Source organism: Pantoea stewartii, assembly GCF_011044475.1.
In the GTDB taxonomy this organism is placed as follows: domain Bacteria; phylum Pseudomonadota; class Gammaproteobacteria; order Enterobacterales; family Enterobacteriaceae; genus Pantoea; species Pantoea stewartii.
Window position 1 is genome coordinate 3489397 of record NZ_CP049115.1, and the last position, 26463, is coordinate 3515859.

Annotated in this window: 25 protein-coding genes and 3 tRNA genes; 16 read left to right on the forward strand and 12 right to left on the reverse strand. The window is 53.8% G+C overall.

Annotated features, from left to right (window positions below; all coding sequences use genetic code 11):
* Window positions 1-319: 319 nt before the first annotated feature.
* The 4 genes from G5574_RS16490 (at window position 320) to G5574_RS16505 (ending at window position 4540) form a co-directional block, all read left to right on the forward strand.
* Complete coding sequence (locus tag G5574_RS16490; RefSeq protein WP_164482914.1) at window positions 320-1087, forward strand: SDR family oxidoreductase; 768 nt, start codon at window positions 320-322, stop codon at window positions 1085-1087.
* Between the two features lie 42 nt (window positions 1088-1129).
* On the forward strand, window positions 1130-2158 hold the full coding sequence (gene idnD, locus G5574_RS16495) for an L-idonate 5-dehydrogenase (RefSeq protein ID WP_033740164.1): 1029 nt from the start codon (window positions 1130-1132) through the stop codon (window positions 2156-2158).
* Between the two features lie 141 nt (window positions 2159-2299).
* Window positions 2300-3697: an MFS transporter gene (locus G5574_RS16500; protein WP_164482915.1), complete on the forward strand. Its 1398-nt coding sequence runs from the start codon at window positions 2300-2302 to the stop codon at window positions 3695-3697.
* Window positions 3698-3799: 102 nt separating this feature from the next.
* Entirely contained in the window at window positions 3800-4540 is a 741-nt protein-coding gene (locus G5574_RS16505) for a FadR/GntR family transcriptional regulator (protein WP_033740167.1), read from the forward strand.
* Window positions 4541-4590: 50 nt separating this feature from the next.
* On the opposite strand, the gene G5574_RS16510 is transcribed toward G5574_RS16505, so the two are convergent.
* Window positions 4591-5259, reverse strand: a complete 669-nt coding sequence (locus G5574_RS16510) for a YecA/YgfB family protein (protein WP_039338808.1) — start codon at window positions 5257-5259, stop codon at window positions 4591-4593.
* Between the two features lie 382 nt (window positions 5260-5641).
* Here G5574_RS16510 and G5574_RS16515 point away from each other — a divergent pair, with 382 nt between their 5' ends.
* The 3 genes from G5574_RS16515 (at window position 5642) to G5574_RS16525 (ending at window position 8324) form a co-directional block, all read left to right on the forward strand.
* Window positions 5642-6808: a serine hydrolase domain-containing protein gene (locus G5574_RS16515; protein WP_164483252.1), complete on the forward strand. Its 1167-nt coding sequence runs from the start codon at window positions 5642-5644 to the stop codon at window positions 6806-6808.
* A gap of 131 nt (window positions 6809-6939) precedes the next feature.
* Window positions 6940-7464, forward strand: coding sequence for an RcnB family protein (locus tag G5574_RS16520; RefSeq protein WP_110267887.1), 525 nt, complete (start codon window positions 6940-6942; stop codon window positions 7462-7464).
* A 152-nt stretch (window positions 7465-7616) separates the two neighbouring features.
* Entirely contained in the window at window positions 7617-8324 is a 708-nt protein-coding gene (locus G5574_RS16525) for a GNAT family N-acetyltransferase (RefSeq protein WP_039338805.1), read from the forward strand.
* Window positions 8325-8345: 21 nt separating this feature from the next.
* On the opposite strand, the gene G5574_RS16530 is transcribed toward G5574_RS16525, so the two are convergent.
* The 3 genes from G5574_RS16530 to G5574_RS16540 form a co-directional block, all read right to left on the reverse strand.
* Window positions 8346-8999 (reverse strand): coiled-coil domain-containing protein, encoded by a 654-nt coding sequence (locus tag G5574_RS16530; RefSeq protein ID WP_244964643.1) that lies wholly within the window; start codon window positions 8997-8999, stop codon window positions 8346-8348.
* A 234-nt stretch (window positions 9000-9233) separates the two neighbouring features.
* A complete protein-coding gene (gene opgB, locus G5574_RS16535) occupies window positions 9234-11525 on the reverse strand; it encodes a phosphatidylglycerol--membrane-oligosaccharide glycerophosphotransferase (protein ID WP_164482917.1) in 2292 nt (763 codons plus the stop codon).
* Window positions 11526-11705: 180 nt separating this feature from the next.
* Complete coding sequence (locus tag G5574_RS16540; protein ID WP_058709271.1) at window positions 11706-12719, reverse strand: glycosyltransferase family 32 protein; 1014 nt, start codon at window positions 12717-12719, stop codon at window positions 11706-11708.
* A gap of 502 nt (window positions 12720-13221) precedes the next feature.
* Here G5574_RS16540 and G5574_RS16545 point away from each other — a divergent pair.
* Complete coding sequence (locus tag G5574_RS16545; protein ID WP_033740176.1) at window positions 13222-14172, forward strand: YncE family protein; 951 nt, start codon at window positions 13222-13224, stop codon at window positions 14170-14172.
* Here the strand turns inward: G5574_RS16545 and G5574_RS16550 are convergent.
* A complete protein-coding gene (locus G5574_RS16550; RefSeq protein ID WP_164482918.1) occupies window positions 14169-14723 on the reverse strand; it encodes a histidine phosphatase family protein in 555 nt (184 codons plus the stop codon). The two genes, G5574_RS16545 and G5574_RS16550, sit on opposite strands and share 4 nt — an antisense overlap.
* A gap of 585 nt (window positions 14724-15308) precedes the next feature.
* Between G5574_RS16550 and G5574_RS16555 the strand changes: the two genes are divergently transcribed.
* The 4 genes from G5574_RS16555 (at window position 15309) to G5574_RS16570 (ending at window position 20191) form a co-directional block, all read left to right on the forward strand.
* Window positions 15309-16703: an MFS transporter gene (locus G5574_RS16555; protein WP_006121824.1), complete on the forward strand. Its 1395-nt coding sequence runs from the start codon at window positions 15309-15311 to the stop codon at window positions 16701-16703.
* A gap of 45 nt (window positions 16704-16748) precedes the next feature.
* Window positions 16749-17774, forward strand: a complete 1026-nt coding sequence (locus G5574_RS16560) for a LacI family DNA-binding transcriptional regulator (protein WP_164482919.1) — start codon at window positions 16749-16751, stop codon at window positions 17772-17774.
* Window positions 17775-17783: 9 nt separating this feature from the next.
* Window positions 17784-18770, forward strand: coding sequence for a nucleoside hydrolase (locus G5574_RS16565; protein ID WP_033740179.1), 987 nt, complete (start codon window positions 17784-17786; stop codon window positions 18768-18770).
* A gap of 200 nt (window positions 18771-18970) precedes the next feature.
* Window positions 18971-20191, forward strand: coding sequence for an MFS transporter (locus tag G5574_RS16570; RefSeq protein WP_039338800.1), 1221 nt, complete (start codon window positions 18971-18973; stop codon window positions 20189-20191).
* On the opposite strand, the gene G5574_RS16575 is transcribed toward G5574_RS16570, so the two are convergent.
* A complete protein-coding gene (locus G5574_RS16575; protein ID WP_033740183.1) occupies window positions 20188-20652 on the reverse strand; it encodes a YbaK/EbsC family protein in 465 nt (154 codons plus the stop codon). The two genes, G5574_RS16570 and G5574_RS16575, sit on opposite strands and share 4 nt — an antisense overlap.
* Before the next feature lie 200 nt (window positions 20653-20852).
* A complete protein-coding gene (locus G5574_RS16580) occupies window positions 20853-21947 on the reverse strand; it encodes a GGDEF domain-containing protein (RefSeq protein WP_006121830.1) in 1095 nt (364 codons plus the stop codon).
* A 256-nt stretch (window positions 21948-22203) separates the two neighbouring features.
* Between G5574_RS16580 and G5574_RS16585 the strand changes: the two genes are divergently transcribed.
* Window positions 22204-22437 carry a DUF1435 family protein gene (locus G5574_RS16585; RefSeq protein ID WP_006121831.1) on the forward strand — a complete coding sequence of 78 codons (234 nt, stop codon included), beginning with the start codon at window positions 22204-22206 and terminating at the stop codon, window positions 22435-22437.
* A gap of 45 nt (window positions 22438-22482) precedes the next feature.
* On the opposite strand, the gene G5574_RS16590 is transcribed toward G5574_RS16585, so the two are convergent.
* The 4 genes from G5574_RS16590 to rsmC form a co-directional block, all read right to left on the reverse strand.
* A tRNA-Leu gene (locus G5574_RS16590) sits at window positions 22483-22569 on the reverse strand.
* 28 nt (window positions 22570-22597) lie between these two features.
* Window positions 22598-22684: transfer RNA gene (locus tag G5574_RS16595), tRNA-Leu, on the reverse strand.
* A 30-nt stretch (window positions 22685-22714) separates the two neighbouring features.
* Window positions 22715-22801 (reverse strand) — tRNA-Leu (locus tag G5574_RS16600).
* A 159-nt stretch (window positions 22802-22960) separates the two neighbouring features.
* Window positions 22961-23992 carry a 16S rRNA (guanine(1207)-N(2))-methyltransferase RsmC gene (gene rsmC / locus G5574_RS16605; protein WP_054634539.1) on the reverse strand — a complete coding sequence of 344 codons (1032 nt, stop codon included), beginning with the start codon at window positions 23990-23992 and terminating at the stop codon, window positions 22961-22963.
* Window positions 23993-24097: 105 nt separating this feature from the next.
* Here rsmC and G5574_RS16610 point away from each other — a divergent pair, with 105 nt between their 5' ends.
* The 3 genes from G5574_RS16610 to yjjG are packed head-to-tail and all read left to right on the forward strand — an operon-like array spanning window position 24098 to window position 25620.
* Window positions 24098-24508, forward strand: coding sequence for a DNA polymerase III subunit psi (locus tag G5574_RS16610; RefSeq protein WP_006121833.1), 411 nt, complete (start codon window positions 24098-24100; stop codon window positions 24506-24508).
* Entirely contained in the window at window positions 24480-24920 is a 441-nt protein-coding gene (rimI, locus tag G5574_RS16615; protein ID WP_006121834.1) for a ribosomal protein S18-alanine N-acetyltransferase, read from the forward strand. The genes G5574_RS16610 and rimI overlap by 29 nt, the downstream gene beginning before the upstream one ends.
* Before the next feature lie 19 nt (window positions 24921-24939).
* A complete protein-coding gene (yjjG, locus tag G5574_RS16620; RefSeq protein WP_164482920.1) occupies window positions 24940-25620 on the forward strand; it encodes a pyrimidine 5'-nucleotidase in 681 nt (226 codons plus the stop codon).
* A 113-nt stretch (window positions 25621-25733) separates the two neighbouring features.
* Here the strand turns inward: yjjG and G5574_RS16625 are convergent, their stop codons facing one another.
* Window positions 25734-26402, reverse strand: a complete 669-nt coding sequence (locus tag G5574_RS16625) for a YtjB family periplasmic protein (protein ID WP_033740187.1) — start codon at window positions 26400-26402, stop codon at window positions 25734-25736.
* Between the last annotated feature and the right edge of the window lie 61 nt (window positions 26403-26463).

Below are 26463 nucleotides of genomic sequence, written 5' to 3' on the forward strand. Positions count from 1 at the left end.
TCCTCTTTTATCAGGCCACTTACCGCCACCGTCGTGCTCGTTGCTGCTCATGGCTAACAGGTATGTTGTCATACAACATGACTGTTTTATCACAAAGCCGGGTCGTTGCCCTTATTAGCTTCCGATTCTGTGATGGGGATCTAATGACTGAACTTTATGCACGTAGTTAAGATTTATTTTCTTAAAATACAGCATCCTAATCAATTTCAGGGTGAGGGCTTTGTGATAGACGCCTCATAACGCATCATTTCGTATTGATTTAATCTGCGCGTAAATTCACCTTAATAAGATAGTTGTCATACATATTTAAGGGTGGAATATGACTGCACTGTTCGATCTGACCGGGAAAACGGCATTAATCACCGGTTCATCTCGTGGGCTGGGTTATGCCTATGCTGAAGCCCTGGCGGCGGCCGGGGCACAGGTGATTTTGAACGGCACGCGTAAAGCGGGGCTGGATGAGGCGGTTGAACAACTCGTGGCGAAAGGCTATCACGCCACGGGGCGGGTATTCGATGTGACAGATGAAGGCGAAATTGAACAGGCATTTGCCGCGCTGGATGAGCAGGCGATTGCGGTGGATATCCTTATCAATAATGCCGGCATTCAGTACCGTAAACCGATGCTGGAACTGGCGCTTGAACAGTGGCAAAAAGTCATTAATACCAACCTGACCAGCGCCTTCCTGGTTTCACGCGCGGCGGCAAAGCGCATGATCGCCCGTCACCAGGGCGGAAAAATCATCAATGTCGGTTCGTTAACCAGTCAGGCCGCGCGTCCGACGGTTGCGCCTTATACGGCGGCCAAGGGCGGAATCAAGATGTTGACCTGCTCAATGGCGGCCGAATGGGCGCAGTTTAATATCCAGACCAACGCGATTGGGCCGGGTTATATCTTAACCGACATGAACCGTGCGCTGGTGGACGACGCCCGGTTTGATAGCTGGGTGAAAAGCAGCAATCCCTCTCAACGTTGGGGCCGGCCAGACGAAGTAGCCGGCACCGCCGTTTTCCTCGCTTCGCGCGCGTCAGATTATATCAACGGGCAGATGATTTACGTTGATGGCGGCTGGCTGGCCGTGTTGTGAGCCTTATTGACCTGCAAAGGGGAACCCATCGTGCATAGCTTAATGACCCAGGCCTGCGTGGCAAAGGGTAAAAAAGACATTGTGGTAGAAGAGCGCGAGCTGCATTACGCAGAGGATGACGTCGTGATAAAAGTGGAGTGCGGCGGCATTTGCGGATCCGATATTCATTATTATCACGAAGGGCGGGCCGGGTTATCCGTCATTCAGCATCCTTTTATTATCGGACACGAATTTGTGGGGCGGATTTATCATGCGCCGGAATCTTCTGCCCTCAAACCCGGACAGAAAGTGGCGGTTAACCCGTCGCAGCCCTGCGGGCGATGTGAATATTGTCAGGCCGGGAAACAAAATGCCTGCCCAACCATGCGCTTCATGGGTAGTGCGCAGTTCACGCCGCATGTGGAAGGCGGGTTTGCACAGTATGTCGTGGTGTCCGCGCAGCAGTGTGTGCCCTACGACGAGCAGGTTCCGGCCAGCGTGATGGCGGTTGCCGAACCCACCGCGGTCGTCATTCACGCGCTTAATGTGGCAGGCAGTATCGTGGGCAAAAAGGTGCTGGTAATGGGCGCAGGCCCCATAGGCGCGTTAGCCATTGCCGCAGCAAAAGCATCGGGCGCAGCGGAAATTGTGGCCTGTGATCTCAGCGAGCGGTGTCGTCGTATTGCGTGTGAAATGGGTGCCGATGTCGCCGTGGACGCGGCCGATACGGCGGCCATGGCCCGCTATTGTGAACACCGGGGCTACTTTGACGTCACACTGGAGGCCAGCGGGGCAGAGGCAGCCATCAGCACCAGTATCCTGGCGACGCGGCCAGGTGGCACGGTGGTTCAAATTGGCATGGGAAAAAGCCCGCTTCATTTTCCCGTCGCGCAGATGCTGGTAAAAGAAATTAGCTGGAAAGGTTCCTTTCGTTTTATTGATGAATTTGCGGTTGCAGTGAAATGGCTGGAAAAAGGCATTATCGATCCGCGACCGATTCTGTCCGGTCAGTATGCGCATCAGGATATTGAAGTGGCTTTGCAGGCCGCCAGTGATAAAACGCAGCATTCAAAAGTGTTAGTCGTCTTTTAAGTTCATTCACAACAGCGCTGTTATTCAGCGTGCAAATAACTTTAATGATCAGGGCGAGTGAAATGCTCTCACGTCTCGCGTGGACTGCGCTCGCCTGTCTTTTATTCACCTGTCAACGCCGGGTTGGCCTCGGGGTAAAACATGAGTCATTCACATACGCGTACAAAAGAACGTAATACGTCTGATCTTGTCAGGGCCTCTGTTTCAGGATGGTTGGGTACCACGCTGGAGTTTATGGATTTCCAGTTATATTCCCTCGGTGCGGCTCTGGTTTTTCATGAAGTCTTTTTTCCCGGGCAATCAGGCGCAATGGCGTTAATTCTGGCTATGGGCACCTACGGCGCAGGTTATATCGCGCGTATTGTGGGCGCCGTCTTTTTTGGCAAAATGGGCGACCGCGTGGGCCGAAAAAAAGTGCTGTTTATGACCATCGCATTAATGGGCATATGCACCACATTAATTGGTGTGTTACCGACCTATCAGCAGGTCGGTATCCTGGCGCCTTTATTGCTGGTCGCGTTGCGCGTAATACAGGGATTAGGGGCGGGGGCAGAAATCGCCGGGGCCAGTACGATGCTGGCGGAATATGCGCCCAAAGGGAAAAAAGGCCTTATCGCTTCCCTGGTTGCCATGGGCACTAACTGCGGTACCTTGAGTGCCACCGCTATCTGGGCCGTCATGTTCTTGTTTTTCACTAACGAAGAGGTCGTCGCCTGGGCATGGCGTATTCCTTTTCTGGCCAGTTTTGTTGTGATGGGGTTTGCGCTCTGGCTGCGCTTTAATTTGAAAGAAAGCCCGGTGTTTGAAAATGTGGCAGCATCCGCAACCGTTACGCTCCGGTCGAAGGAAAATCAGTCCATTTTTCAGTTAATTCAGGGGAAAGCGTTCTGGATAGCAACCGGCCTGCGGTTTGGCCAGGCCGGAAATTCGGGGATTATTCAGACCTTCCTGGCAGGCTATATGGTGCAAACGCTGTTATTTAATAAAGCGATTCCCACCGATGCCATCATGGTCAGTTCCGTGATTGGTTTTCTGACGATTCCCCTGCTCGGCTGGCTCTCAGACAGGGTCGGGCGGCGCATTCCCTATCGCATACTGACCGTCGGCTCGATCCTCCTGGCCTACCCGATGATTTCACTGATCGTCGACAAGTCCCAGGCTGTCAGCACCATTATGGTGTGCCTGATCGTGATTCATAACATCGCGGTGCTGGGCCAGGCCGCTATTGAAGGGATCACCATGGCAGAGATGTTTGGTTCGCGAAACCGCTTCGCACAAATGGCGATTTCAAAAGAAATTGGCGGGTTGTTTGCCACCGGATTAGGTCCTCTGCTGGCGGGGATATTTTGTCAACTTACCGGCTCCTGGCACCCGATTGCGGTGATGTTAATCTGTTATTCCTGCATCGGTCTGCTGGCGTCACTGATCATGCCTGAGGTGGCCGATCGCGATCTGACCGCAGAAGCCGATGCGGTGGAGGCACAGTCTGCCATCAGTCAGCACAGGGTGTCCACGCTCAGCCCGCGTCGCGGCGAATAATGACCTGTTTTCGAACGGCGTGCTTTACAGTGTCAACACAGGACTTTGTCTGAAAGGATGAGATAGAATGGCATCATGTAGGACATCATATGAGAAGGTGTTGTGAGCATAAAATCCATTCAGAAACAGAACGTTGTTAACGAAGTGTTCGAGCAAATCAAGGCCCGGCTACTGGACGGTAGCTGGCCCGCGGGCGCTCGCTTGCCTTCTGAAGCGGAGCTGACACACTCTTTCAATGTCAGCCGGGTGAGTGTGCGCAGTGCGGTGCAGCGGTTGCGTGATCTTGGCATTATCATCACCCGTCAGGGCAGCGGCAGCTATGTGTGCGAAGATTTCACGCCGCAGATGCTGAACAGCAGTGCCAGACCGCTGATGCACCTGAGTCGGGAAGCGTTTAATGACATGATGGTGTTTCGTCAGACCGTCGAGTTTAAATGTGTCGAGCTGGCAGTTGAACACGCGACGGAAGACGACATTACCCTGCTTGAGCAGGCCCTGAATAACATGCTCATCAACAAAGGGGATTACAAGAAATACTCGGAGGCCGATTATGAATTTCATCTGGCGATTATCCGGGCTTCCCATAACAGCGTGTTTTACAACGTGATGAAGTCAATTAAGGACATTTACTACTATTACCTGGAAGAGCTGAATCGCTCGCTGGGTATCACCCTTGAGAGCGTGGAAGCGCATATTAAGGTGTTTATGGCGATTAAAAACCGCGATGCGTCTTCGGCAGTGCAGGTGCTGAATGACGCGATGAAGCACAACGTGGTGGCTATCGACAGGATTAAGAACGGCGAAGGTCTGTCACCTGCGCAGCCCGTTCCCGCGCCGCGTTAATGTCATGTACCTGTAACAGTGAATGGGGCCGGTTACCGGCCCCGGGTGGCTTAGTGCAGACAGCACTGCTTGTATTTTTTACCGCTGCCACACGGGCAGGGATCGTTGCGACCAGGCTGCTTTGCTGCCGTGACAGGCTGTTGAACCTGAGGAATCGCCTCAGGCTGCGCAATCCAGTAATCGTGCAGCGCAAGAGCGGCAGGACGTATGGCATCCATGCTGCTTTCCATCTCTTCCGGCGTTAACGCATCGACTTTTTCGAGGTTTTCTTCCTTGCCATGCAGCGCGATGACGTCCAGTGATTCGTGCAGTTCGGCAGGCAGCGCAGACCAGTCCGTCAGCGCTACGCCGCGCATATAGCCATAGCACCACTCTTCCACCACGGTGAATTCCAGACCTTCCATTTCACGCACGCCAAACAACGGCTCAAATTGCTCCGGAAACTCGGACAGGCGGTCAGCGATATCATTCATATGTTGAAAGCAGAGCTCCATAAAGCGCGTCATTTCGCGCTCATTGCTCCATTTAGGGATATGCTTTTCGCCGCCCCAGAGCGCAACCAGCCAGCGGCTGGGTTCAACCGTTGTCGGGCCTGACAGTACGGCGGTGAGCAGGCCATCCAGTTCGGACACATCAAGAATAGATGCTTCGCTACCGTATTTTTCCAGCATATCATCAAGCCACTGCAGCTCTTTCTCGCTTAATGGACCTTCTTTCATGGTTCTCTCCGGGCGTTTCTGGTTCAGCAGAAAATTGACTGCGTGTAAAAGCGCGCAGTGTACACGCTTATGCATCTGATGGCAGCGCCATCAGATGCACAACGTAATAAGGGACACGACAGAGGCATTCTCTCTGTCGCTATGTTACTCTCCCGGCCCCGCAAGGCCTGATGCCAGAGGGAACGACAGGCGGAACGCCGCCTGGCAACCGGATAAAGATTTAGCTGACTGTGCCGATATAAGCACAGCGGTATCATCTTGCAGGATCGCGATGAAGCTTTTCGTCAGCGCCCTGATACGACAATAAGACGGGCGCGAGGACGTGACCAGAAAAAAGACGCTCATCCGGACGTTATCCGGCCTGCTGACCGGATGCTGCGGTATGTTGACACGGTTCGGCATAGTGACGATCGGTGCGGTGGGGTTAACCGCCTGCGGCACACTGTCGCAAACGTCCGCCCCCATGGGCGACAGGCTTTATCTGACTCACAGCGCCTTCCACGATAATCTGGATGACCTGGTGCGCCATTACATGCAGCGCAAACAGGTCTCCGGCATCAGCATTGCCATTATCCACAAAAATGCGCCCACGTTGTTCTACAGCGCCGGCGTGACGGACGATGTCCATCGTTATCCGATTACGCCTGATACCTTGTTTGCGCTGGGCTCCTTGAGTAAAGGCGTAACCGCAGAGGTGATCACGCAACAAGTCGATGAGGGGCAACTGCGCTGGGAAGATACGCTGGCAACCCTGCTACCCGCAACGGTGGCATTGAGCCCGGATGCCCGTCGTATCACGCTGTTACAACTGGTGACGCACACGTCAGGATTGCCGCGCCAGGACATGGACCTGGCGATGTTTATGCAGTTCATGACTTATCTTCGCACGGGGCAGAATTTTTACGGCAATCTCGACGATGACCGGGTGCTCAGCTATCTGGCCGACTTTAGGGCACCCCGTCACCGCGTTCCTCAGTATTCAAATCTGGGTTATGCGCTGTTGGGCTATATCTTACGCACCCGATGCCACAGTGATATTGACAGCCTGGCCCGTCAGCGAATATTTCGTCCACTGGGAATGACGCAAACGAGTTTTGTGCCTGAGCGCCTTAGCGGTTTCCCCATGCGGGCGCTGGGCCATGCTGGCGATCAGCCAAAGTTTATTCCGCGCGGCGATATTACGCCGGACTGGCGCTTCAGACGTAATATGATGGCTGCAGGCAGTCTGTACAGCAATGCCCGCGATCTCAGCGTCTATCTGCGGGCACATTTGACGCCCGGTCCGTATCCTGAAATCAACCGCGCGTTCGCCGGGGTGAATAAACGCGTATACCAACAGGGCAACCAGACGCAGAACATCGCCTGGGTAACGGACCGGCTGGAAGGGCGAAACATCACTTATCAGGTAGGCTATATTGGTGGTTATTCGGCATTTATCGGTTTTGACAGAGAGGCTGGCAATGCGATTGTGGTGCTGCAAAACGCGTTTAACTGGAGTAACTACCTGGGTATCACATTGCTGCTTAACCTGGCAGAAAAAGACAGGTAAGGTGTAAGCAGGAGCCGGAATACGTTGCGATTCCTTACACTTACCTTTATGAGTGATGGAACGGTAATCCTGTTCAGATTGTCTTCAGAGTGGTCTACTGTTATTAAAATCAATTCAATGTGGAAATTATTATGCGCAGGACTCAAATTGCTTTAATTTCAGCGGGTTTACTGTTCGGCTCGCTGAGCCTTATCCCTACTGTTCAGGCCGCAGGCGAAACCACCGAAAATGTGCCGCCGCCGCCGCAGGTTCAACCTGCTGCGCCTGCCAGCCCGTCTGGCGAGTCGAATGTACAGCCAGGCAGTAATGCGGCTCAACCCGAAACGGCACCCGTTCAGTCCCAGGCACCTGCGAGTTCTGACTCTAACGACGGTATTACGCCAACCACGCCATCGCATGCGGAGGGTAATCCCGGTAAGCCGAACTACGATCTCAGCACCATCATCATCGATTACAAAGAGCATAAAATCGGTGATACCGTGCCAGATAAATACCGCAGCAAGACCTATACCATCACGGAGTGGCAGAAACGTAACCTGCCTGCGCCTCAGCCCGGTACGCACTGGGCTTATATCAATGCCAATTACATCCTGATCACCGATGACACCGGTAAGATCGTCATGGGTAAATCAGGCGATATCTTCTTCCGCGGATAAGCCCGTCGCCGGACGTCGGCACGACGCAACCGGAGAATGTGAAATAACGGCCTCGTCACGGGGCCGTTTTTTTTGGTTTTATCAGGGTAAGACTTCTCAACCTCTGCGTAACGTGGCAACGTGTTTTGATTAACCGAAACGCAGGAGGCACGATGGCACAGCACCTCAATCAGTATGGTCAACCGGTAGGGCAATCAATGCCCGACTGGCAGTCACGCCCTTTACCACAACGCGAGATTTTTCAGGGACAGGTCTGTCGGCTTGAACCCTTTAGCGTCGCTGCGCATGGGGCGGCACTCTGGCAGGCCTGGTCACTGGCGGAAGATGGTCGTGACTGGACTTACCTTTCAGATGGCCCTTTTGATGATGAGGCCGCATGGTTAGCTCATGCCAGAACCATGGAGGCGAGTCGGGATCCGCTGCATTTCAGTGTGGTTGATCGAAAAACCGACAGGGCTGTGGGGACGCTATCGCTGATGCGTATTGACGCGGCGAATGGTGTGATGGAGGTGGGATTCGTCACCTTCTCCCGCTTACTTCGGCAGACAAGAATGGCGACAGAGGCACATTTTCTGCTAATGCGTTACGCCTTTGAACAGCTTGGCTACCGACGTTATGAATGGAAATGCGACAGCTGCAATCTGCCTTCTCGCCGGGCCGCGTTACGTCTGGGGTTCCAGTTTGAAGGGGATTTTCGCCAGGCCCGCATTTATAAAGGTCGCACGCGCGATACCAGTTGGTTTTCGATCATTGACAGCGAATGGCCGCAGGTGAAAGCGGGTTTTGAACGCTGGCTGGCAGAGACCAACTTCACCCGTGAAGGCCAGCAACGAGAAAAGCTGGAAACGCTTCGGGGCTGAGATCTGCCCCTGCCTGGTCGTTCAGACAAGCATGTATTTCATGGCCGCCATAAGCAGAGTGGTGGTCATGACCATAAGCAGACGTTTAACCCAGCACATATCGTTTTTTAACCCGCCGACATCCGTCCTGATTTCATCCACATCGGTTCTCAGCGTACTGACATCCATAGTCAGCCTGTTCACATCGGTTTTCAGGCTATTAACGTCTGTTCTCAGCACGCTGACATCACTCTTCAGGCTGTCGACGTCTGTTCTCAGTACGCTGACATCACTCTTCAGGGTGTCGACGTCCGTTCTCAGTATGCTGACATCACTCTTCAGGGTGTCGACGTCCGTTCTCAGTACGCTGACATCACTCTTCAGGCTATCGAAGTCCGTTCTCAGTATGCTGACATCACTCTTCAGGCTACCGAAGTCGGTTCTTAACACGCTGACATCACTCTTCAGGCTACCGAAGTCCGTTCTCAACACGCTGAGATCGGTCTCCATATTCTCAGACTGCTTACTCAGCCTGAGAATATGCTGGTTATGACGCGTAAAAGCCTGCATGACATCAGCGCGCGAGAGTGCGTTGTCCTGCTGTATCTGCGCAAAAATATCGACCATCACTTCGGCCTGACGGTCATTGATGCCTGCCCGTTGCAGACGTTTAAACGCTTTATGTGTATTCATCATTGCGGTCGCCATTCATGCCTCTTCCCGTTTCATCACACCGTGATGGCATCATGACAGGCAAGCCGAAACAGTCACAGTACAGAGGCAACATCTTGCGGATTAAATCCAGAAATATCAATTAGTTAAACAGGTAATAATCATTTTTTTGCGTGGCGCTTCGCAAAAAGATGAGCGTTTTGCTGCTGCCAACATCACCATTTCAATGTCGGCAGCCAACGTCAGTGGCGTGACCACTCAGGGAAGGGGAACGACCTTGAGCTCGACCAGACCAATACCGAGTTTGCGCGGATCTTGTCCGGCGATGTTGTTGAGGTTACTGAGTTGCGGCTCGGGCGGCGAGAGCGTTAACCGGTGGCTTCCTTCAGGATTGTCAAAACGTAGCGTATGGGTAGAGGGAATCTCCCCCAGCGTCAGCAACTGCTCAGTATCGCCCACCCTGACCGGTATTGGCCGGTGGATGTTCGGACCGTAGGCACGAGCGGTGATCACCAGATCAAAGTGCGCGGGCAACGGATCGACAAACTCAATCGTCACGTCGGGGGCAAGACTGGCATTCGACCAGCGTCCCCAGCTTTCCTGGCGCGAAATGCCGCTAAACTGCTTCACACTGGCTGGCGCGCCGGGGATCGCAAACAGAAAGCTTTCAGCGTCATAACGAATCGCATTATCTTCGATGCGCAGCTGTGCCACAGCAAGTTGGTAGCGGGCATTGCTGAGAGTGTCTGCCGGGAACCGGGCTTGACCTTCCCACTGAGGCGTATCAACGCGTGTGACGGTGGGCTGACCCGCAGGTTGCCCCATCGCAACGCACCAGTCACCGGACAGTGCCAGAGAAGGTTGCCAGATGCGGCCCATTTTGAAACAGCGATCGACCCAGATAAACTTCTCATCTGCTTTGAAATCGGCCAGCTGGAAACGCAACGGCGCGGAGTATTCCCCTTCCGGCAGCGGCTCTATATGTTTATCTGTTACGCGCAACAGAATCGGCAATTTAAAGCTGGTTCCGGAAAAGCTGAAAGTATTTTTGGCCTGATTGATAATAAAACTGTCGATTTTGCTGGGAAAATTCCAGAGCTGAATAATATCGGGCTTCCAGCTTAAAACTTTGGTTTTCATGTCCTCAAACTGACTGGATAACGACACCGCTGACAGACTGCTGCGGCCCAGGCCAATCGCATTATCCCCGCCCAGGATATCCAGCAACGTGGCGCCGTTATCCAGCGTACTGCGTTTCATATCAATCACGTCGGTCTCAGGCCGATCGCCGCGAATCACCATAAACAAATCGTGGCGGGGATGCGTTATCAGAAAAGGGTGCGCGGTATTGTTCATCGCCAGATGATCGGAGGCAACCACAATCACCGTGTCAGCGAACCACGGGGACGCTTTGATACGGGCGATCAGTCGGGCGATATGTTCCTGTGAGCAGGATACCGCGCTGAACGACTGGTTGGATTTGCCCGCATAGCTGTAGCTTTTGCGCTGGCAACCGCGAGAAATAAAACCGTCGGGATGGTGCGTGTCGACGGTGAGCGCAAACAGCGCAAACCGTTTTTGCTGGCGTGACAGCGAGGCATAAGTGTCGTAAACCTTATCCAGCACCGTGTCGTCATAATATCCCCAGTTATTGCGGTACGTGGGATCGCGCACCTGATCTTTTAGCTCCTGTGCACCGTACATATGTGCGGCATCGAAACCGTGGGAATGCAAAAAGACATCTTTGCCTGCAAAGCGTAAATCGGCCCCCTGAATAAACCAGTTCTCATAGCCCGAGTTCTTCAGGATATCGCCCAGGCAGATATTTTGTGGATAAAAGCTGGAAAGAGAAGCGGAGGCATTGCCGTCGAAAGGGGCAAAAAGGGGAATGCCGCATTGCGATGCGACCATACCGGCAATGGTGTAATCCGTGCCGGGCAGTTGTTCGGTCTGACTGAAGTCCAGGCTTTGCTCTTTCTCGCGATTCAATTCGGGGGCCAGACCCGGAAAGGCCATCTGGTCGAAATAGGTGCGCTCCAGGCTTTCAGCGTAGATATACACGACATTAAGCGCAGGCCGCTCAATGCGGTTCTTCGGCACCTTATAAACGGTGTCGAAGTCAGAGTCGTCCCGCAGTGAGTAAGAGGTGATCAGTGCGCTGAGCTGATGAAAAGCCGGCGTGGTCTGCACCGCACCGGCGGCGCAGATAAATGCGACCAGGCTCCAGCCAGGGTGAAAAGGGCGCTTACGGCGTCGGAGCAGCCATGATAAGGCGCAAAAGAGTAAAAACAGCACGATGAGCAGGCCAAGACCGGGCACAACATATTTGCTCAGGCCCGCACCGGTCAGGCTGTTTGTCAGTGTATACACCACGGCATCGGTAATGCCCTCGCCCGTAAAATAATTGCTGGCAAACAGCGTGGCATTCAGCACGACAAACAGCATGAGCAACACCAGGACGAGGCAAAACCAGATTCTGTTTCGGCCTGCTTTACAGGAATAAACAGCAATCGCGGTCAGAAAAAGGAGCACTGACACGAATTCGGGCAACGTCACATCCTCTTATTATGTGAACCTGTCTCTTCTGAGGGGGACATTTTCATTAAATTGCGGCTCAATCTAGCTTGGCTGTCATCGGGCTGCAACCTGTCTGCCGCCATTTTGGCGGCAGATTCACATTGCCAACAGATAAAAACACGCCATCGCGAATGCTGAAGAAACCGTGACGGATTACGCGCGCTGCTCCTGGGGGGCCAGCAGTCTGGCGGGCGACGACAGAGTTTGATGCATGACTTCACCTATCAGGCTGGAGCGATTGTAAAAGCGCAGCTTAAGGTTGAAATCAAGATGTGTGCGTTCGCGGGCACTCAGTTTGATCACCGGAGGAGGCGTCAGAGGACGTTGCTGGAATAAAACACAGCGGACAAAAGCCGTGCTGTTACCGGCATCAACCCTGTGATAATACCCGGCGCTCGCTTCGGCTTTACGCAAAAGGAAATTGACCCGACGATGTTCGTCCATCGCCAGCTGGTGGGCCAGCGACGGCAGCTCACTGTCAGGATGGCTGAGGTTTTGTCTCAGCGCAGGGAAGTCACTGCGTTTCTTTAACTCCAGCAGATAGTTATGCATACCGACATATTTTACCGGTGCCAGTTGTTTGAGCCATTCCCGGATAAACGGGTTTTGGACGGGCGCGGCGAGAACGCTGGTATCAATCACCGGCCTGAGTGAATGACAGGTGGATTCCTGGCGGTAATAGCCGATCAAATCCCTGGGGCTGAGGCTGTGGGCCTGATGTATCCACGTCAGATCTTCAAACAGTAAGGTATGACAATCAATGCTGATGCCGCCATAACGGAGCAGCAGTTCCAGCCGGATGATGTCGTTTTTTAGCGCCTGCGTCAGATCTGAAGAGATGAACTGCAACTCAGGCAGCCAATGACTCAGCGTTTGCGGAGTCACCAGATGAACATCATGATCCGGATTATCGCGACGAAGTTTGCGAATTGTTAAGGCGACAGAGGCAGGTAACCGTTCGCCAGGCCAATAGAGCCAGACCGTTCTGGCAATGGCAGGCAGTGACTTAGGCACCGCGGTCAGTTCCACATCGTGTTCAAGGCCAGGATCATATTCTGGCGCACTGAGGGCACGGTGCTGTTTCATCGTCAGCAGCATACGGCTGGTGAAGGCGAGTTTTTCCCAATGGCGCCAGAGCGGAAGCAAAGAACGGCGATGCGAAGTCATATTTCACCTGTTATTTTGGTTATTGTGTTTTATGCCGGTCGTCGAAATAACGTGCTTAACTGCCAGCCTGTATCTGAACCGCTATAAAAGCAGACATCGCTGTACTGCAATGCTTATTCGTCTTGCCGGGTGATGTGACGATGGCACGTGGCAACGACGTTTTGAACAGGCGAAATCAACCACGCCAGGTTATTTAATAGAACACAATGTAGTCATTCGCTATGCCTGATAAACACTTTAGGATAAAACGGAAATAACGCTCAGCCGGAAACAAAAATAAATATTTATTCACGCTAATGGTTTATTTGTTTATGACAAACTGAGTCTGTCGTCATGCTGAACATTTAACTTCAAAAAAAACCGATACACTGTGAAGCTGTCAAAGGGATACAGGCTAAATCGGGATAAAAAAATTATTTAGCATATTTTATCAATTCTCAGGTGTACGCAGCCCGATAACCCTTGTCTACGCTTTAAGCTTACCGATGATAAAGGAGATGCCATGTCGTTTGACTCTCGAGGATTACTGGCGATCGACAGACAAACCCGCCGTGCGCTGTTTCTCGATCCCGACACGTTTGCCGTCAGCCAGGCCGTGGACGTGATTCCGACGCGGCTGCATGAACTGCTGATGCTTGCGCCCTGGGGAAAAGCTTTTTTGCCCTTGTACGGCGATGCGATGCGAAGTGAACTCCCGCATCCCGGGCACAAAGTCGCCGTAATTGATCTTCGACGGCGGGAAATTACCGACTACATTGATCTGTCGCCGTCTAAAGCGCCCCACAGCGGTCAGTTAGGGCGGGATGGCAAAGTCTATTTGTGTTGCGAGAATCCAACGGCCGTCGTGGTGATCGACCCGCAGACGCATCGTGTTGAAAAGACCATTCCCATTCCGCTGGATAATACCCATCGCCTGACGCTCTCTCCGAGCGGCCGCAAATTATTTACCGACAACGAGCAGGACGCCACTATCACCGTGGTGGATCTCTGTGAGGCGGAAGGGCGCGTCATTGATACGGTGCTTATGCCGGGCCCCGTTTCGGGTCTGACAGCTTCACCCAAACATCCCTACCTGATCGCCAGCGCCGCCGATGCGCCCTTGCTGTATGTGGTGGATCGCCAGAGTCATCGTATCCGCCAGAGGCTGGCTTTGCCCGATCATCAGCATCCCTGCCAGAAAGTGCGCTTTAGTCCGGACGGGGACTACCTTATGGCAATGGGTGATCAGGAGCCGACTGTGACACTGTTTGACGAGTTGCTTAATCCGCTGGGGCGAATCACGCTGGCTGGACAACCGCTCGATGGCTGTTTCAGCCCGGACAAAAAAAAGCTGCTGATCACGCATGATGACAATAAGACGTTAAGCGTGATTGATTTGATGCGCCAGACCGTGGTGGTGACCGCAGAAGTGGGCGCGGGTTATGAAACGCTGAGCTACTTCCAAATCGATTAAATAAACGGGCGATGATAAATCGCGGAACTCCAGTGACGGCTGCTGGCATGCTTTTCGGCCTGCCAGCCACGCTTACGCAGTTCGCGGGCAATCATTTTGTTCATAATGCCGTGACCCAGCAATAAAACCGTGCCTTTCTCCGATAAGGCGATCAGCCTGTCAGCGGCGCGCGACGCCCGTGCGCGCGCATGTTGCAGTGATTCGGTCTCGCCCGCGTAACCACACAACCACATCGCACGCAGAATGGCCTGCCAGACAAAGGTGGGTAACTGAAGGCGATCGGCCCGCAGCAGCGGAATGCCGACTTCACTGAACAGCGCATCGACATGATGGGGGCGCAGCCCCAGGTGCGCCAGCGAGGAGTGGGCGCGGGGTAACGGACTGCAGACGACAACCCCGGCGTTGCGCGCGATATTGATGCTGCGCTCAGGCGGCCCATCGCTGACCAGCGAAAGATCATAGGCTTCGCACCAGTCCGCCATGCCCTGCGCACTCAAACGGCGGGCAAAAGGGTGGGCGGGTTTGCCGTGTCGCATCAGGATAATGGTCATAACGTGTAAACAGCGTCCTCCAGGTCAGGTGCGGACAGGGCTCTGCGCGACTGTACGCGATACAAACGTGGTGCGTTGTCATTTTGCAGTCACACCAGTATGCGACAACAGCATCTGATGAAAGGTTCTGACGGCCAGTTTGGCTTAATGATAAAAGAAAAGTGAACCGGGTCTAGCGTTATGCTGTTTTTTTGCGCGTCAGGTTACAATTAACCCTCTGATTTTGCGTTAAAAATAGCATCTGATGCAGCTTGATACTAAAGAAAATCTAACAAATTTTCTCAAGTGCTATTGATTTATCTACGCGCGTAGATAAACTAGCTTCCAGTGATTGCTCTCGGTGCCCGATGCACGGTAGGCCGATCGAGGAACAAGTTACATTCGCCAGACTTATACGACCGCTGAAAAATACAGCGGCGAAGCTCGCGATACTGCGGATTCCAACACCAGGGAATCTTTTAACTTTCCTTTCATCATGGTTAGCCAACTGAATGTCGCCACCAGAGCGATTCTTCTGCTTACAGTCAGGGAATTGTCTCTCGGAATGGCATTTATCTATCTGCATATTTTCAAGGGACAGCGTTTATGACGGCACAGCACTCCGTTACGACACAGGCATCACTGCCTTCTACCTCCGCCGCAGATGAGCGGTTTAACACCTCAGCCGGCCGCAAAGATTTTTGGCGCGCTACGGTTTCCTGTTGGTTAGGCACGGCAATGGAGTATGCAGATTTTGCGCTCTATGGCCTGGCTGCGGGCATCATTTTTGGTGATGTCTTTTTCCCCGAACAAACGCCCGCGATGGCACTGCTTGCCAGTTTTGCCACCTGGTCCGTTGGGTTTATTGCCCGTCCGATCGGTGCCCTGTTTTTCGGCTGGCTGGGCGATCGTAAAGGCCGCAAGGTCGTCATGGTCACCACCATTATCCTGATGGGCGCCTCCACCACGTTGATTGGGCTGATTCCCAGCTATGCTTCGATTGGCATCTGGGCGCCGGCCTGCCTGGTGCTGTTACGCTTCAGTCAGGGCTTTGGAGCGGGCGCCGAACTCTCAGGCGGAACCGTTATGCTGGGTGAATATGCACCGGTCAGGCGCCGTGGCCTGGTGTCATCGGTCATTGCACTCGGCTCTAACAGCGGCACGTTGCTGGCCTCGCTGGTCTGGCTGCTGGTGGTGCAAATGGACAAGCAGAGTCTGCTGGAGTGGGGATGGCGCATTCCGTTCCTGAGCAGTGCGGTGATCGCTCTGGTGGCCTTGTGGATCCGTCGTAATCTGCGTGAAACACCGGTATTCGAGCGTAAGAAAGCAGAGCTTGCCGAAACGCGCGCCCAGGTGATTGCCGCGCATCGTTCTGAAGCGGATACACGCCCGTTCTTTCAGCGCACACGTGCCTTCTGGACAATGGTCGGGCTGCGCATCGGTGAAAACGGCCCCTCTTATCTGGCCCAGGGCTTTATTGTGGGCTATGTCGCCAAGGTGCTGATGGTAGATAAATCCGTGCCCACCACGGCGGTGTTTATCGCCTCATTGCTGGGGTTCCTGATTATTCCGTTTGCAGGCTGGCTGTCTGACCGTTTTGGTCGCCGTGTGGTCTATCGCATGTTCTGCCTGCTGCTGATGATCTATGCCTGGCCTGCTTTTACCCTGCTGGATACGCGTGAACCGGCCATCGTGATTCCGGTGATTGTGGTCGGCATGGCGCTGGCTTCTCTGGGCATCTTTGGCGTACAGGCGGCCTGGGGCGTGGAGATGTTTGGCGTGAATCACCGTTATACCAAGATGGCGGTCGCGAAAGAGCTGGGTTCTATTATTTCAGGCGGCACCGCCCCGTTAGTTGCGGCGGCCATGCTCTCTTATACCGGACACTGGTGGTCTATCGCCGTCTATTTTTCCGTGATGGCCACGATTGGTTTCCTGACTACGTTTGTGGCACCGGAAACACGTGGGCGCGACCTTAACCTGCCAGAGGACGCTATCTGAAACAGGCTATGCTAAAGGCAGTGCACGTTAAGTGAGGAAGGGGAAGTGGCGAAACAGGTGAAAACCGCCGTGACGCGGAGTGACGTTGCTAAAGCTGCCGGGACCTCCGTCGCTGTGGTGAGTTATGTCATCAATAATGGCCCGCGTCCGGTCGCGGACGCGACCCGGCAACGGGTACTGGCGGCAATAGAGCAGACCGGCTATCGCCCGAATGCCGCCGCGCGTGCCCTGGCGTCAGGGAATACCAAAACGTTTGGGCTGGTGGTGCCCAATATCAGTAATCCCTTCGTCGCCTCCATGGCGCATATGCTGCTTCAGGAGTCGCTCAACCACGGCCATGTGATGCTGTTGGGTGATGCCGGCGACGATCGCAAGCGTGAACTGGAGCTGATTCAGGGGCTGCTGAACCGTCAGGTCGACGGTCTGTTTTACACCAGTGTCGATCGCCATCCTTTCATCGATATCATCAAAGCCAGCGGGACACCGCTGGTCATGCTGGATCGGGTCGACCCACAACCCGGTGTCAGCATGCTGCGGGTAGATGAGCGTGACGCGGCGTTTCAGGTGACGTCGCATTTACTCAGCCATGGCTATCAGCAGATCGGGATGATCAGCGGTCCCCGGGACATGCTGAATGCGCAGGATCGTATTCAGGGCTGGCGCGATGCGCTGCGGGCGTATGGTTTGCCAGCCGATGATGCCAATATTTTCCCCGCAACCTATACACGTGAGGGCGGCTATCAGGCTGCTTTACGTATGATTGCCAGTAAACGGGTGCCGCGCGCCCTGTTTGCCAGCAACGAAGGTCAGGCGATTGGCTGCATTCGCGCCTTCAGCCAGCATGGCCTTCGTGTGCCGGACGATGTGGCCCTGGTCTGTTTTAACGGAACCGATCAATCCGCCTACCATGTTCCGGCATTAACCACCGTGCGCCAGCCGGTTAAAGAGATGGCACGCTGTGCGATTCATATGCTGAAAGCGTGGAATGGCGAGGCACGGATTGAAGCATTCCCACACCAACTTGAGATTGGTGAATCTTGTGGCTGTCGGCCATCAGAACAAAACAAATAAAGCGACCTAATGAAAAGACTGATTATTGATTGCGATCCGGGGAACGGGATTGCCGGGGCCAATACTGATGATGGCCTGGCCCTTTCCCTGGCGTTAGCCTCACCAGGGCTCTCGCTGGAGTTAATTACGACGGTCGCCGGGAATACCCCGAGTGATGTCGGTGCACGAGTCGCTAAAGACTTAATGGCGCGGCTGGGCTGTGCGGTTCCTGTCGTACAGGGGGCAACGCGGGCGTTGTGCGAAGATCCTGCGCCCTGGCGCGCGCTGCTGGATAAGCGGGTCGAACAACTCGACCTGATGGCGTTATGGCAGGGCGTTCCTCAGCCTGCGGCATTACCGGCTGACGGAAACGATGCTGCTGAGGCGATGGGGCAGCTCATCTGTGATAATCCCGGCGAGATCACCCTGATTGCGATTGGCCCGTTGACCAATGTGGCGCTGGCCATGCAGCGTTTTCCCGCAATGGCCGAATCGGTAGCCGAGATTGTGATTATGGGGGGTGTCTTTGCGCTGGAAGACTACATCAAAGACACGAATTTCGGTGTGGATCCCGAGGCGGCTCATCAGGTGTTGCACAGCGGTGCCGCCATTACCCTGGTGCCGATGGATGTGACAACACAAACCATGCTGACCCAGGCCGATCTCAAACGTCTTACCCGGCATGCTCATCCGCTGACCCGTTTCGTGCGGGAGACGTTGCAGCCCTGGATAGATTATTCAATGCAGACCCGGCATCTGCCAGGTTGCTGGATTCATGACGCGCTGGTTGTCGCCTGGTTGCTTAATCAGCGTGTCGCCTGGGGCACGGATTACCGGGTCGATATTGAGCTCCGTCCGGGAGCCACACGCGGGAAAAGCTGGCGTTATCGTCAACCCCTGCGGCTGGATGTCGGTATCCCACCGGACAGCGGTGCGCTGGTACATGTGCTGCACAGTGTGGATAACGCTCTTTTGCTGTCCATCATTGAGTCGGCATTTCAACACCTTCCTGAATAACGTACAGGCGATTCGTCGCCTGACCTGCTGGCAGAAAGTCAGACACGCTTTCTTACAGCCTGATCCACTGCCTCACAATTACGCAATACGCTCTCCTCCTAAACATGATGTATACATTTGATTAACAATCACATCACTCTTCGTTAGCCACCAGAAAATTTTTGGGCGGAGCGCCAGAGTGTCTCAGAGAGGAGACTTGTATGCTTGACTGGACATCGACCCAGCGCAATGTGGCTTTCGCCTGTTTTGCCAGTTGGACGCTGGACGCTTTCGACTTTTTTATTCTGGTGTTTGTCCTGAGTAATCTTGCTCAGTACTTCCATAATTCCGTCACCGACGTGTCGGTCGCTATCATGCTGACGCTGGCGGTGCGCCCATTGGGTGCCTTACTGTTTGGCCGGATGGCGGAAAAATATGGCCGCAAGCCTATCCTGATGCTGAATATCGTCTTTTTCTCGGCGTTTGAGCTGTTGTCCGCCTGGTCACCCACCTTCACCGCATTTCTGGCCTTTCGTGTTTTCTACGGTATTGCCATGGGCGGAATCTGGGGCGTGGCATCCTCGCTGGCGATGGAGACGATACCCGATCGTTCACGCGGTCTGATGTCGGGACTGTTCCAGGCGGGTTATCCCTGTGGCTATTTGCTGGCGTCCATTGTGTTCGGTCTGGTTTTCGACATGGTAGGCTGGCGTGGCATGTTTCTTATCGGCGCTGTCCCGATTCTGTTGTTGCCGTTCATCTACTTTAAAGTCCCGGAATCCCCGGTCTGGCTGGCTGCGCGTGAACGTAAAGAAAGCAGTGCCCTGATGCCCGTCCTGCGCCAGCACTGGAAAATATGTATTTACATGGTGCTGCTGATGGCCTGTTTTAACTTTTTCAGCCACGGCACGCAGGATCTGTATCCGACTTTCCTCAAAGTGCAGCATCAGTTTGATGCGCACACGGTCAGTATTATTGCTATCGCCTACAATATTGCTGCGATGCTGGGGGGCATTTTCTTCGGTACGCTGTCAGAACGCATTGGGCGCAAGCGAGCCATTATTATCGCGGCGCTGCTGACGCTGCCTGTGTTGCCGTTGTGGGCCTTTTCCAGCGGTTCCTGGACGATTGGTCTTGGTGCCTTCCTGATGCAGTTTATGGTGCAGGGCGCCTGGGGCGTGATCCCGACTTATCTGAACGAACTGGTTCCGGGAAACGCAAGAGCAGTGTTGCCCGGCTTTGTTTATCAGTTGGGGAATCTCATTGCGTCCGTCAACGCGACGCTGCAGTCGCGCATTGCTGAAGCGCATGGCGGCAATTACGGTCTTGGTATGGCCATTGTAGCCGGGACGGTGGCAATATTGATTTGCCTGTTTGTCGCCTTTGGCCGGGAAACGCGCGGCATGACAATTTCGGGAACGGTGGCAAAGCAGACGCACTAGCGCGTTTCACAGACATCTACCCATTTTGCCGCAGTGAGTTCAGCCATTTGCTGCGGCGAAATGCGGACAGCGCTGTGAATCGATCCTGCGGCAGGCAACACTTCATCAAAGCTTTTTAACGAGATATCGCAATACACGGTCACCGGGTTTTCCAGGCCAAAAGGGCAGACGCCGCCCACAGGATGCCCGGTCCAGTTAATCACTTCGTCCACACTCAGCATGCGCGCTTTCGCACCCATCACCGCTTTCAGCTTACGATTATCTAACCGTGCATCACCGCGTGTGACCACCAAAATCACCTCATTTTTCACTTTGAGTGACAGCGTTTTCGCAATTTGTCCCGGTTCAACACCGTGAACACGTGCCGCCATTTCTACCGTTGCCGTACTGTATGGCATCTCAATGATGTCTATTTCCGGCGCACGCTCGGCAAAAAACTGGCGTACAGACTCCAGGCTCATTTTTTACTCCCGACTAATCGAAGGCGTAGAAATTGCCATAAGCCCGCGGTGGTGTAAACGGCAGAGCGAAAGAATAGGTCACAGAATGCATAACGGTACCTTACAGAGAGAGCCATGGCCGTCAGGCCGGGGACAGACGGCCCCCGGTGATGTACGATGTACGTGCCGACGGCTGATGGTCCTGCGACCCGGCACGGCGGCTAGCCGATCTCGCTGACGGTGTTGTGAAGTACGGGGAGATCTTCCCAGGCGAGGATGGTATTGCGCCCCTGATTTTTTGCCACGTAAAGCGCACGGTCGGCGTTCGCAACCGCCTGATCAAATTCATCATCGTAAATAGGGGCAATGCCTGCGCTGATAGTCACATGCGTAGAAACGCGCTCATTAAACATATGCGGTATTTCCAGGTTGACGACATATTGCCGAATACGTTCAGCCAGTTTCATGGCAATCGAGGCATTCACATTGGTCATCAGCACAAGAAATTCTTCGCCGCCATAACGGGTTACCACATCACGTGACCGAACGGCGTCACGAATAGCGACGGAAACGCGGGCCAGTGCCTGATCGCCCATCGCGTGGCCGTAATTATCGTTGTAGGCCTTAAAATGGTCGATATCAAGCAATAACACATAATGGCTGCCCGCATGATTATCCAGAATGTTATCAAGGCGGTTCTTCAGTCCGCGGCGGTTATATAAACCGGTTAACGGATCGAGCATACTGAGATCGCTAAACGATTCTTTCTCTTCATATAATTGATACATTAAGCGCAGTGTAAAATCTTCCGAACGTCGGCGCATTAAATGTTGTAAAGAAAACCCGATCAGCGGCAAGGCAATGGTCAATAAAATCAAGGGTAAATGCTGTCCGTGATCCAGCATCAGCACGGTGAGCATTGCGGGCGTGATGTGCAAACAAAACGCCACTAAATAATCGCTTAAGGCAATCGCACTGATAAAAAAAACGCACAGCAGACTGACAATCAGAAATCCACCATCCGTCAAAGAAACAAACTGGTAGCGGTGCTGAATATGCCACGCCCATAACCCGCCTAAAATCAACGCCACAGGATTTAACAGGGGTAATTTTAGTTTTGCCTTTATTAAACACGTGGCCAGCATCGTCATACTGAAGAAAGCCACCATAATCACCGGTACAGTAACTTGTGTTTCATTGTTTTCTGCTAAAGGGAGCAGACAAAATAGTGAAACTGCAGCGTTTAAAAACAAAAAGAGCATGAAAGAAAGGCGGTATTTGCTGTGTTTCAATTCATCATAAGATTCTATTTTCATTATTGATACTCGTGACGGCCCTGAAATAACAAAGCAAAAGCCGGCAAATGATTTCAGCCGATCGACAGATTTAATATTGCTGTTATAAATTGTGTAATCAGCCGCAATTTAGCATTTTCTTGTTTCTCTGTCATCTTCCCGCCGGGCCACAAAAACAAGCTGCGCATTGAGAATAGTTATCATATGATAATGGGAATGGTTATCATCCCTGTAATCAGGTACTGTCCTGACAGCGATGACTGATGAGGAGACGATGATGCGCGGGATAAAACTGGACAGTGCATGGGCGGGCGTACTGGCCTGTGCGGTAATACCAGCTATGACGCTGTGGCAACCCAGCTTCGGGCAGTGGCGTATGATGATGTTGGTGGCGTTACTGCTGACAGTGCTGATGCTGTTTAATCAGCGGATGCGGCATTATGTGTTACTGCCTTCCTGTCTGGCGCTGGCGAGCGTGCTGGCAGCGATTAGCGTGAGATTAACCGGATAGTAACAGTAAAAAGGGAGCAGAAGAAAAAGAAAAGGAGGACAACGTTGGTGCGAAGAGAGGGACTTGAACCCTCACGTCCGTTAAGACACTAACACCTGAAGCTAGCGCGTCTACCAATTCCGCCACCTTCGCATCCTGTTGTCTTTTCATATCACCGCATTGGTGCGAAGAGAGGGACTTGAACCCTCACGTCCGTTAAGACACTAACACCTGAAGCTAGCGCGTCTACCAATTCCGCCACCTTCGCGCAGTGCTCGCGATATGAAATCTGTGATTTTGGTGCGAAGAGAGGGACTTGAACCCTCACGTCCGTTAAGACACTAACACCTGAAGCTAGCGCGTCTACCAATTCCGCCACCTTCGCATACCCGTAATACGTTACCGTATTACAACCACGGAGGCGCATTTTAGAGATTTTACTCAATGCGTCAACACATATTTCGCCAGACGGAAACGATCGCTGCAAAAAGCAACGTTTTCAGCCTGGCAACACGCAAAAAGGGCGAAAAAGGCAGAAAAAAGATTAACGGGCTTTCGCACCGCGACCGTAAACGGCACGGTAAACTTTGAAGCGACCGGTCTGCGCCAGCACTTCATGATTGCCAAAGGTTTCGTCCAGCACCTGGGGATAAGGCAGGAAGGCATTCGCCACAATGCGCAGTTCTCCGCCGCTGTTAAGGTGCTTAACGGCACCACGAATCAGCGTTTGTGCTGCATCCAGGCTGGTCTGGGTGCCTTCATGAAACGGCGGGTTGGAGATAATCATGTCAAAGCGCCCGGTGACATCGGAAAAGACGTTACTGGCAAACACTTCGCCTTCCAGACCATTAGCGGCCAGGGTGGCTTTGCTGGCCTCGATTGCGGCGGCATGGACATCGCATAACCACAGGCGCACTTTGGGCGAATGCGCCGGTAACGACGCCGCAATCACGCCTGCACCACAGCCGATATCCAGCACTTTGCCTTTGGTATGGGGCGTGAATGTTGAAAGCAGTAACGCGCTGCCGGCATCCAGGCCGTCGCGGCTGAAAACGCCAGGTAAGGTATGGATGGTCAGGTCATCCAGCTGATAGCGGTTGCCAAAGGCCGAAGCATCAAAGGCGGGCTGCTTCTCCAGACGTCCGTGATAAAGACCGCAGCGCCGCGCACTGTCGATTTTTTCCAGGGTCACCCACTGCTCCAGCATGCCTTCTGCGCTGCGCACGCCGCTGCGGTTCTCACCGACGACAAACACATCACAGCCGACGGGCAGTAACGACAGCAGGTTCTGCAACTGAAACTGCACTTCAGGTTTGTTTTTGGTCCAGAAGTAAACCAGCGTATCGCAACCCTGCACATCGTCGGCCTGCGCAACCAGTCCATAACGCGCCTGGTCGCCCAGGCGGCGGCTCAGGTTTTGCCAGTGATGATATTGTTGGGTATGCACACGGGAAGAGGCGGTCTCCAGCTGTGCGGGCAGGTCATCCTGCAGGTCGCCAGCAAATAAAACGTGGCGGGTGGAAAATTCATCACTGTGGCGCAGAATGACTTCACTGGCCGGGGTAAAAGCAGACATGTCGGGCTCCTGTAAGATCTGAGCGGAGATTATAGTGGTTTGTTGGCGCATGTTCGATGGGTTTGCTAGCATAGCGTCGCATTCCGCGAGCAAAGCAGGTATACCATGACGTCCAGGCGCGACTGGCTTTTACAGCAAATGGGGATAACGCAGTATCAACTGCGCCGCCCGCGCGTGCTCCAGGGCGAAATCGCCGTGCGGCTTTTGCCGGATACCCAACTGATTATCGTGGCGGAAAATCCGCCCGGTTTGCAGGAGCCTTTCCTGCGTGATGTTCTGCACACGCTCGGTCTGAAACCCACGCAGGTCATGACCGTTACGCCGGATCAGCTGCAAATGCTGCCGGAAACGTTGAACTGTGCAGGGTGGTTGCTGGGCGTTGAGAGCGAGCAATCCTTTAACGGCGTGGCGTTATCGAGCGCCTCTTTCAATGAACTCCTGAGTAGCGGTGCCGCCCGGCGCGCGCTCTGGCAACAAATGTGTGAACATGACAGCCATTTCTTTTCTCACGCCTGACGCGATTCCCCAGGCTTTCGCGATTGAGTGCCGTAGCCATGCGTTTCCATGGCGCGAAGAGACCTTTATCAGCAACCAGGGCGAGCGGTTTCTCAACCTGCGGCTGGATGTCGAGGGCCAGATGGCCGCCTTTGCCATTACCCAGGTGGTGCTGGATGAAGCTTCGCTGTTTAATATCGCTGTCGATCCGGCGTATCAACGGCGCGGCTTCGGGCGGGCGCTGCTGCAGCATTTAATCGATCAACTGCTTGCACGCGATGTGATGACGCTGTGGCTGGAGGTGCGTGCGTCCAATGCACCGGCCATCGCGCTGTACGAACAGCTGGATTTCAACCAGGTCAGCCGCCGTCCCAACTATTACCCTTGCGCCAGTGGCCGTGAAGATGCCCTGATCATGGCGCTGACGCTGTAGCCGCTTGTAAGGAATGTCGATGTTAGATAACTGGGATTGCATTCTGTTTGATGCAGATGACACGCTGTTTCACTTTGATTCGTATGCCGGCCTGCAACGCCTGTTTGCCGGGTACGATGTCCGGTTTACCGACCAGGATTTTGCAGATTACCAGGCGGTCAACAAGCCGTTATGGGTGGAATACCAGAATGGCCAGTTATCCGCACTGGAGCTTCAGACTCGCCGCTTTGCCGGCTGGGGGCAAAAACTGAGCGTGGCGCCGGCCATTCTTAACGATGGCTTTCTGTCAGCGATGGCGGAAATTTGCCTGCCGCTGGAGGGCGCAGACAGCCTGATGACGCTGCTACACGGCCGCGTCAAAATGGGCATCATTACCAACGGCTTTACCGCCCTGCAGCAGCGCCGTCTGGAGCGTACCGGCTTTCTTGATTACTTCTCTGCGCTGGTGGTGTCAGAAGAAGTGGGCGTGCCTAAGCCTGACGCCAGAATCTTTGACTATGCGCTCGCGCAGCTGGGAAACCCACCGCGCGATCGGGTGCTGATGGTCGGCGATACGCCGGAATCCGATATCCTTGGCGGCATGAATGCCGGTATTAAAACCTGTTGGGTTGACCATGGGACGCGCCCCTTGCCTGACGCAATTAAACCCGACTGGCGGGTGAACACGTTATCAGAGCTGGAAGCGCTGCTCAGAAGCTGACTCTCGCCCGAAGTGCAACGTCAGTAAGGCCCGTGAAACGGGCCTTTTACATTGGGCTAAGCGTTAAGCAAGGCAGGAGAGGGCTGTCAGACGTTGACCTGTAAACCCTTCCGTCACGCGGAAGGTTTCGCGGCGTCGTCTTTTTTCTCGTCCTCTTCGTCATCCTCTTTCACAGGCGTACTGGCCGTGAGCAAAAACGGAGACTGCTGCCAGCGCGTGCGACGGTCGCGCAGTAACGTGCGACTCAGGATGATGCCAATGGCCAGCGCCAGCAGCATCATCAGGCGCAGAATATTGGTGGTGTTATCCACCTGGCGTGATTCGGTGACCAGCACGTGCGTATCCAGCGTAACGCGCAGAAAGCCAGCTGGGCCATTGCTGCCGCTGAGCGGCTGGACAATTTGATGATTAAAGTAACTGCCCGCGCGCTTGCCATCCAGCGCCAGCCGATCGCGCACGTTGATATTTTCGCCGCTGTGCGCCACCAGGCTGCCATCGCCTGCATAGACGGACGCATCCAGAATACGGCTGTTGTCGGTCATCTGACTGATGATGGCCTCAATCTGGCTACGATTGTCTTCGCTGTTATCCATTAAAGGTTTCAGACTGAAAGCCACCTGCCGGGTCAGCGTCTGGGCCAGCTCTTCTGCCTGTTCAGAACGGGCCATTTGATGGCCAAGGCTAAACCAGGATGCGCCTTGCATAAGCACCACTAACAGCGCCAGTGAAATCAAAACAATCACCGTGCGATGTAAGCGAAATTTCAGTGCGGTTTTAGCCATTAATTATCCGAATCACGTGACGACAGAAAGCCTGGATATTATGTTGCCAGAAGCAGCGCAG

Bases quoted from the DNA above. Each gene is read 5' to 3' on its own strand.
- G5574_RS16490 (WP_164482914.1), top strand. From the start codon at position 320: ATGACTGCACTGTTCGATCTGACCGGGAAAACGGCATTAATCACCGGT.
- idnD (WP_033740164.1), top strand. From the start codon at position 1,130: ATGACCCAGGCCTGCGTGGCAAAGGGTAAAAAAGACATTGTGGTAGAA.
- G5574_RS16500 (WP_164482915.1), top strand. From the start codon at position 2,300: ATGAGTCATTCACATACGCGTACAAAAGAACGTAATACGTCTGATCTT.
- G5574_RS16510 (WP_039338808.1), bottom strand. From the start codon at position 5,259: ATGAAAGAAGGTCCATTAAGCGAGAAAGAGCTGCAGTGGCTTGATGAT.
- G5574_RS16515 (WP_164483252.1), top strand. From the start codon at position 5,642: ATGTTGACACGGTTCGGCATAGTGACGATCGGTGCGGTGGGGTTAACC.
- G5574_RS16520 (WP_110267887.1), top strand. From the start codon at position 6,940: ATGCGCAGGACTCAAATTGCTTTAATTTCAGCGGGTTTACTGTTCGGC.
- G5574_RS16525 (WP_039338805.1), top strand. From the start codon at position 7,617: ATGGCACAGCACCTCAATCAGTATGGTCAACCGGTAGGGCAATCAATG.
- G5574_RS16530 (WP_244964643.1), bottom strand. From the start codon at position 8,999: ATGATGAATACACATAAAGCGTTTAAACGTCTGCAACGGGCAGGCATC.
- G5574_RS16540 (WP_058709271.1), bottom strand. From the start codon at position 12,719: ATGACTTCGCATCGCCGTTCTTTGCTTCCGCTCTGGCGCCATTGGGAA.
- G5574_RS16545 (WP_033740176.1), top strand. From the start codon at position 13,222: ATGTCGTTTGACTCTCGAGGATTACTGGCGATCGACAGACAAACCCGC.
- G5574_RS16550 (WP_164482918.1), bottom strand. From the start codon at position 14,723: ATGACCATTATCCTGATGCGACACGGCAAACCCGCCCACCCTTTTGCC.
- G5574_RS16555 (WP_006121824.1), top strand. From the start codon at position 15,309: ATGACGGCACAGCACTCCGTTACGACACAGGCATCACTGCCTTCTACC.
- G5574_RS16565 (WP_033740179.1), top strand. From the start codon at position 17,784: ATGAAAAGACTGATTATTGATTGCGATCCGGGGAACGGGATTGCCGGG.
- G5574_RS16570 (WP_039338800.1), top strand. From the start codon at position 18,971: ATGCTTGACTGGACATCGACCCAGCGCAATGTGGCTTTCGCCTGTTTT.
- G5574_RS16575 (WP_033740183.1), bottom strand. From the start codon at position 20,652: ATGAGCCTGGAGTCTGTACGCCAGTTTTTTGCCGAGCGTGCGCCGGAA.
- G5574_RS16580 (WP_006121830.1), bottom strand. From the start codon at position 21,947: ATGAAAATAGAATCTTATGATGAATTGAAACACAGCAAATACCGCCTT.
- G5574_RS16585 (WP_006121831.1), top strand. From the start codon at position 22,204: ATGCGCGGGATAAAACTGGACAGTGCATGGGCGGGCGTACTGGCCTGT.
- rsmC (WP_054634539.1), bottom strand. From the start codon at position 23,992: ATGTCTGCTTTTACCCCGGCCAGTGAAGTCATTCTGCGCCACAGTGAT.
- G5574_RS16610 (WP_006121833.1), top strand. From the start codon at position 24,098: ATGACGTCCAGGCGCGACTGGCTTTTACAGCAAATGGGGATAACGCAG.
- rimI (WP_006121834.1), top strand. From the start codon at position 24,480: ATGACAGCCATTTCTTTTCTCACGCCTGACGCGATTCCCCAGGCTTTC.
- yjjG (WP_164482920.1), top strand. From the start codon at position 24,940: ATGTTAGATAACTGGGATTGCATTCTGTTTGATGCAGATGACACGCTG.
- G5574_RS16625 (WP_033740187.1), bottom strand. From the start codon at position 26,402: ATGGCTAAAACCGCACTGAAATTTCGCTTACATCGCACGGTGATTGTT.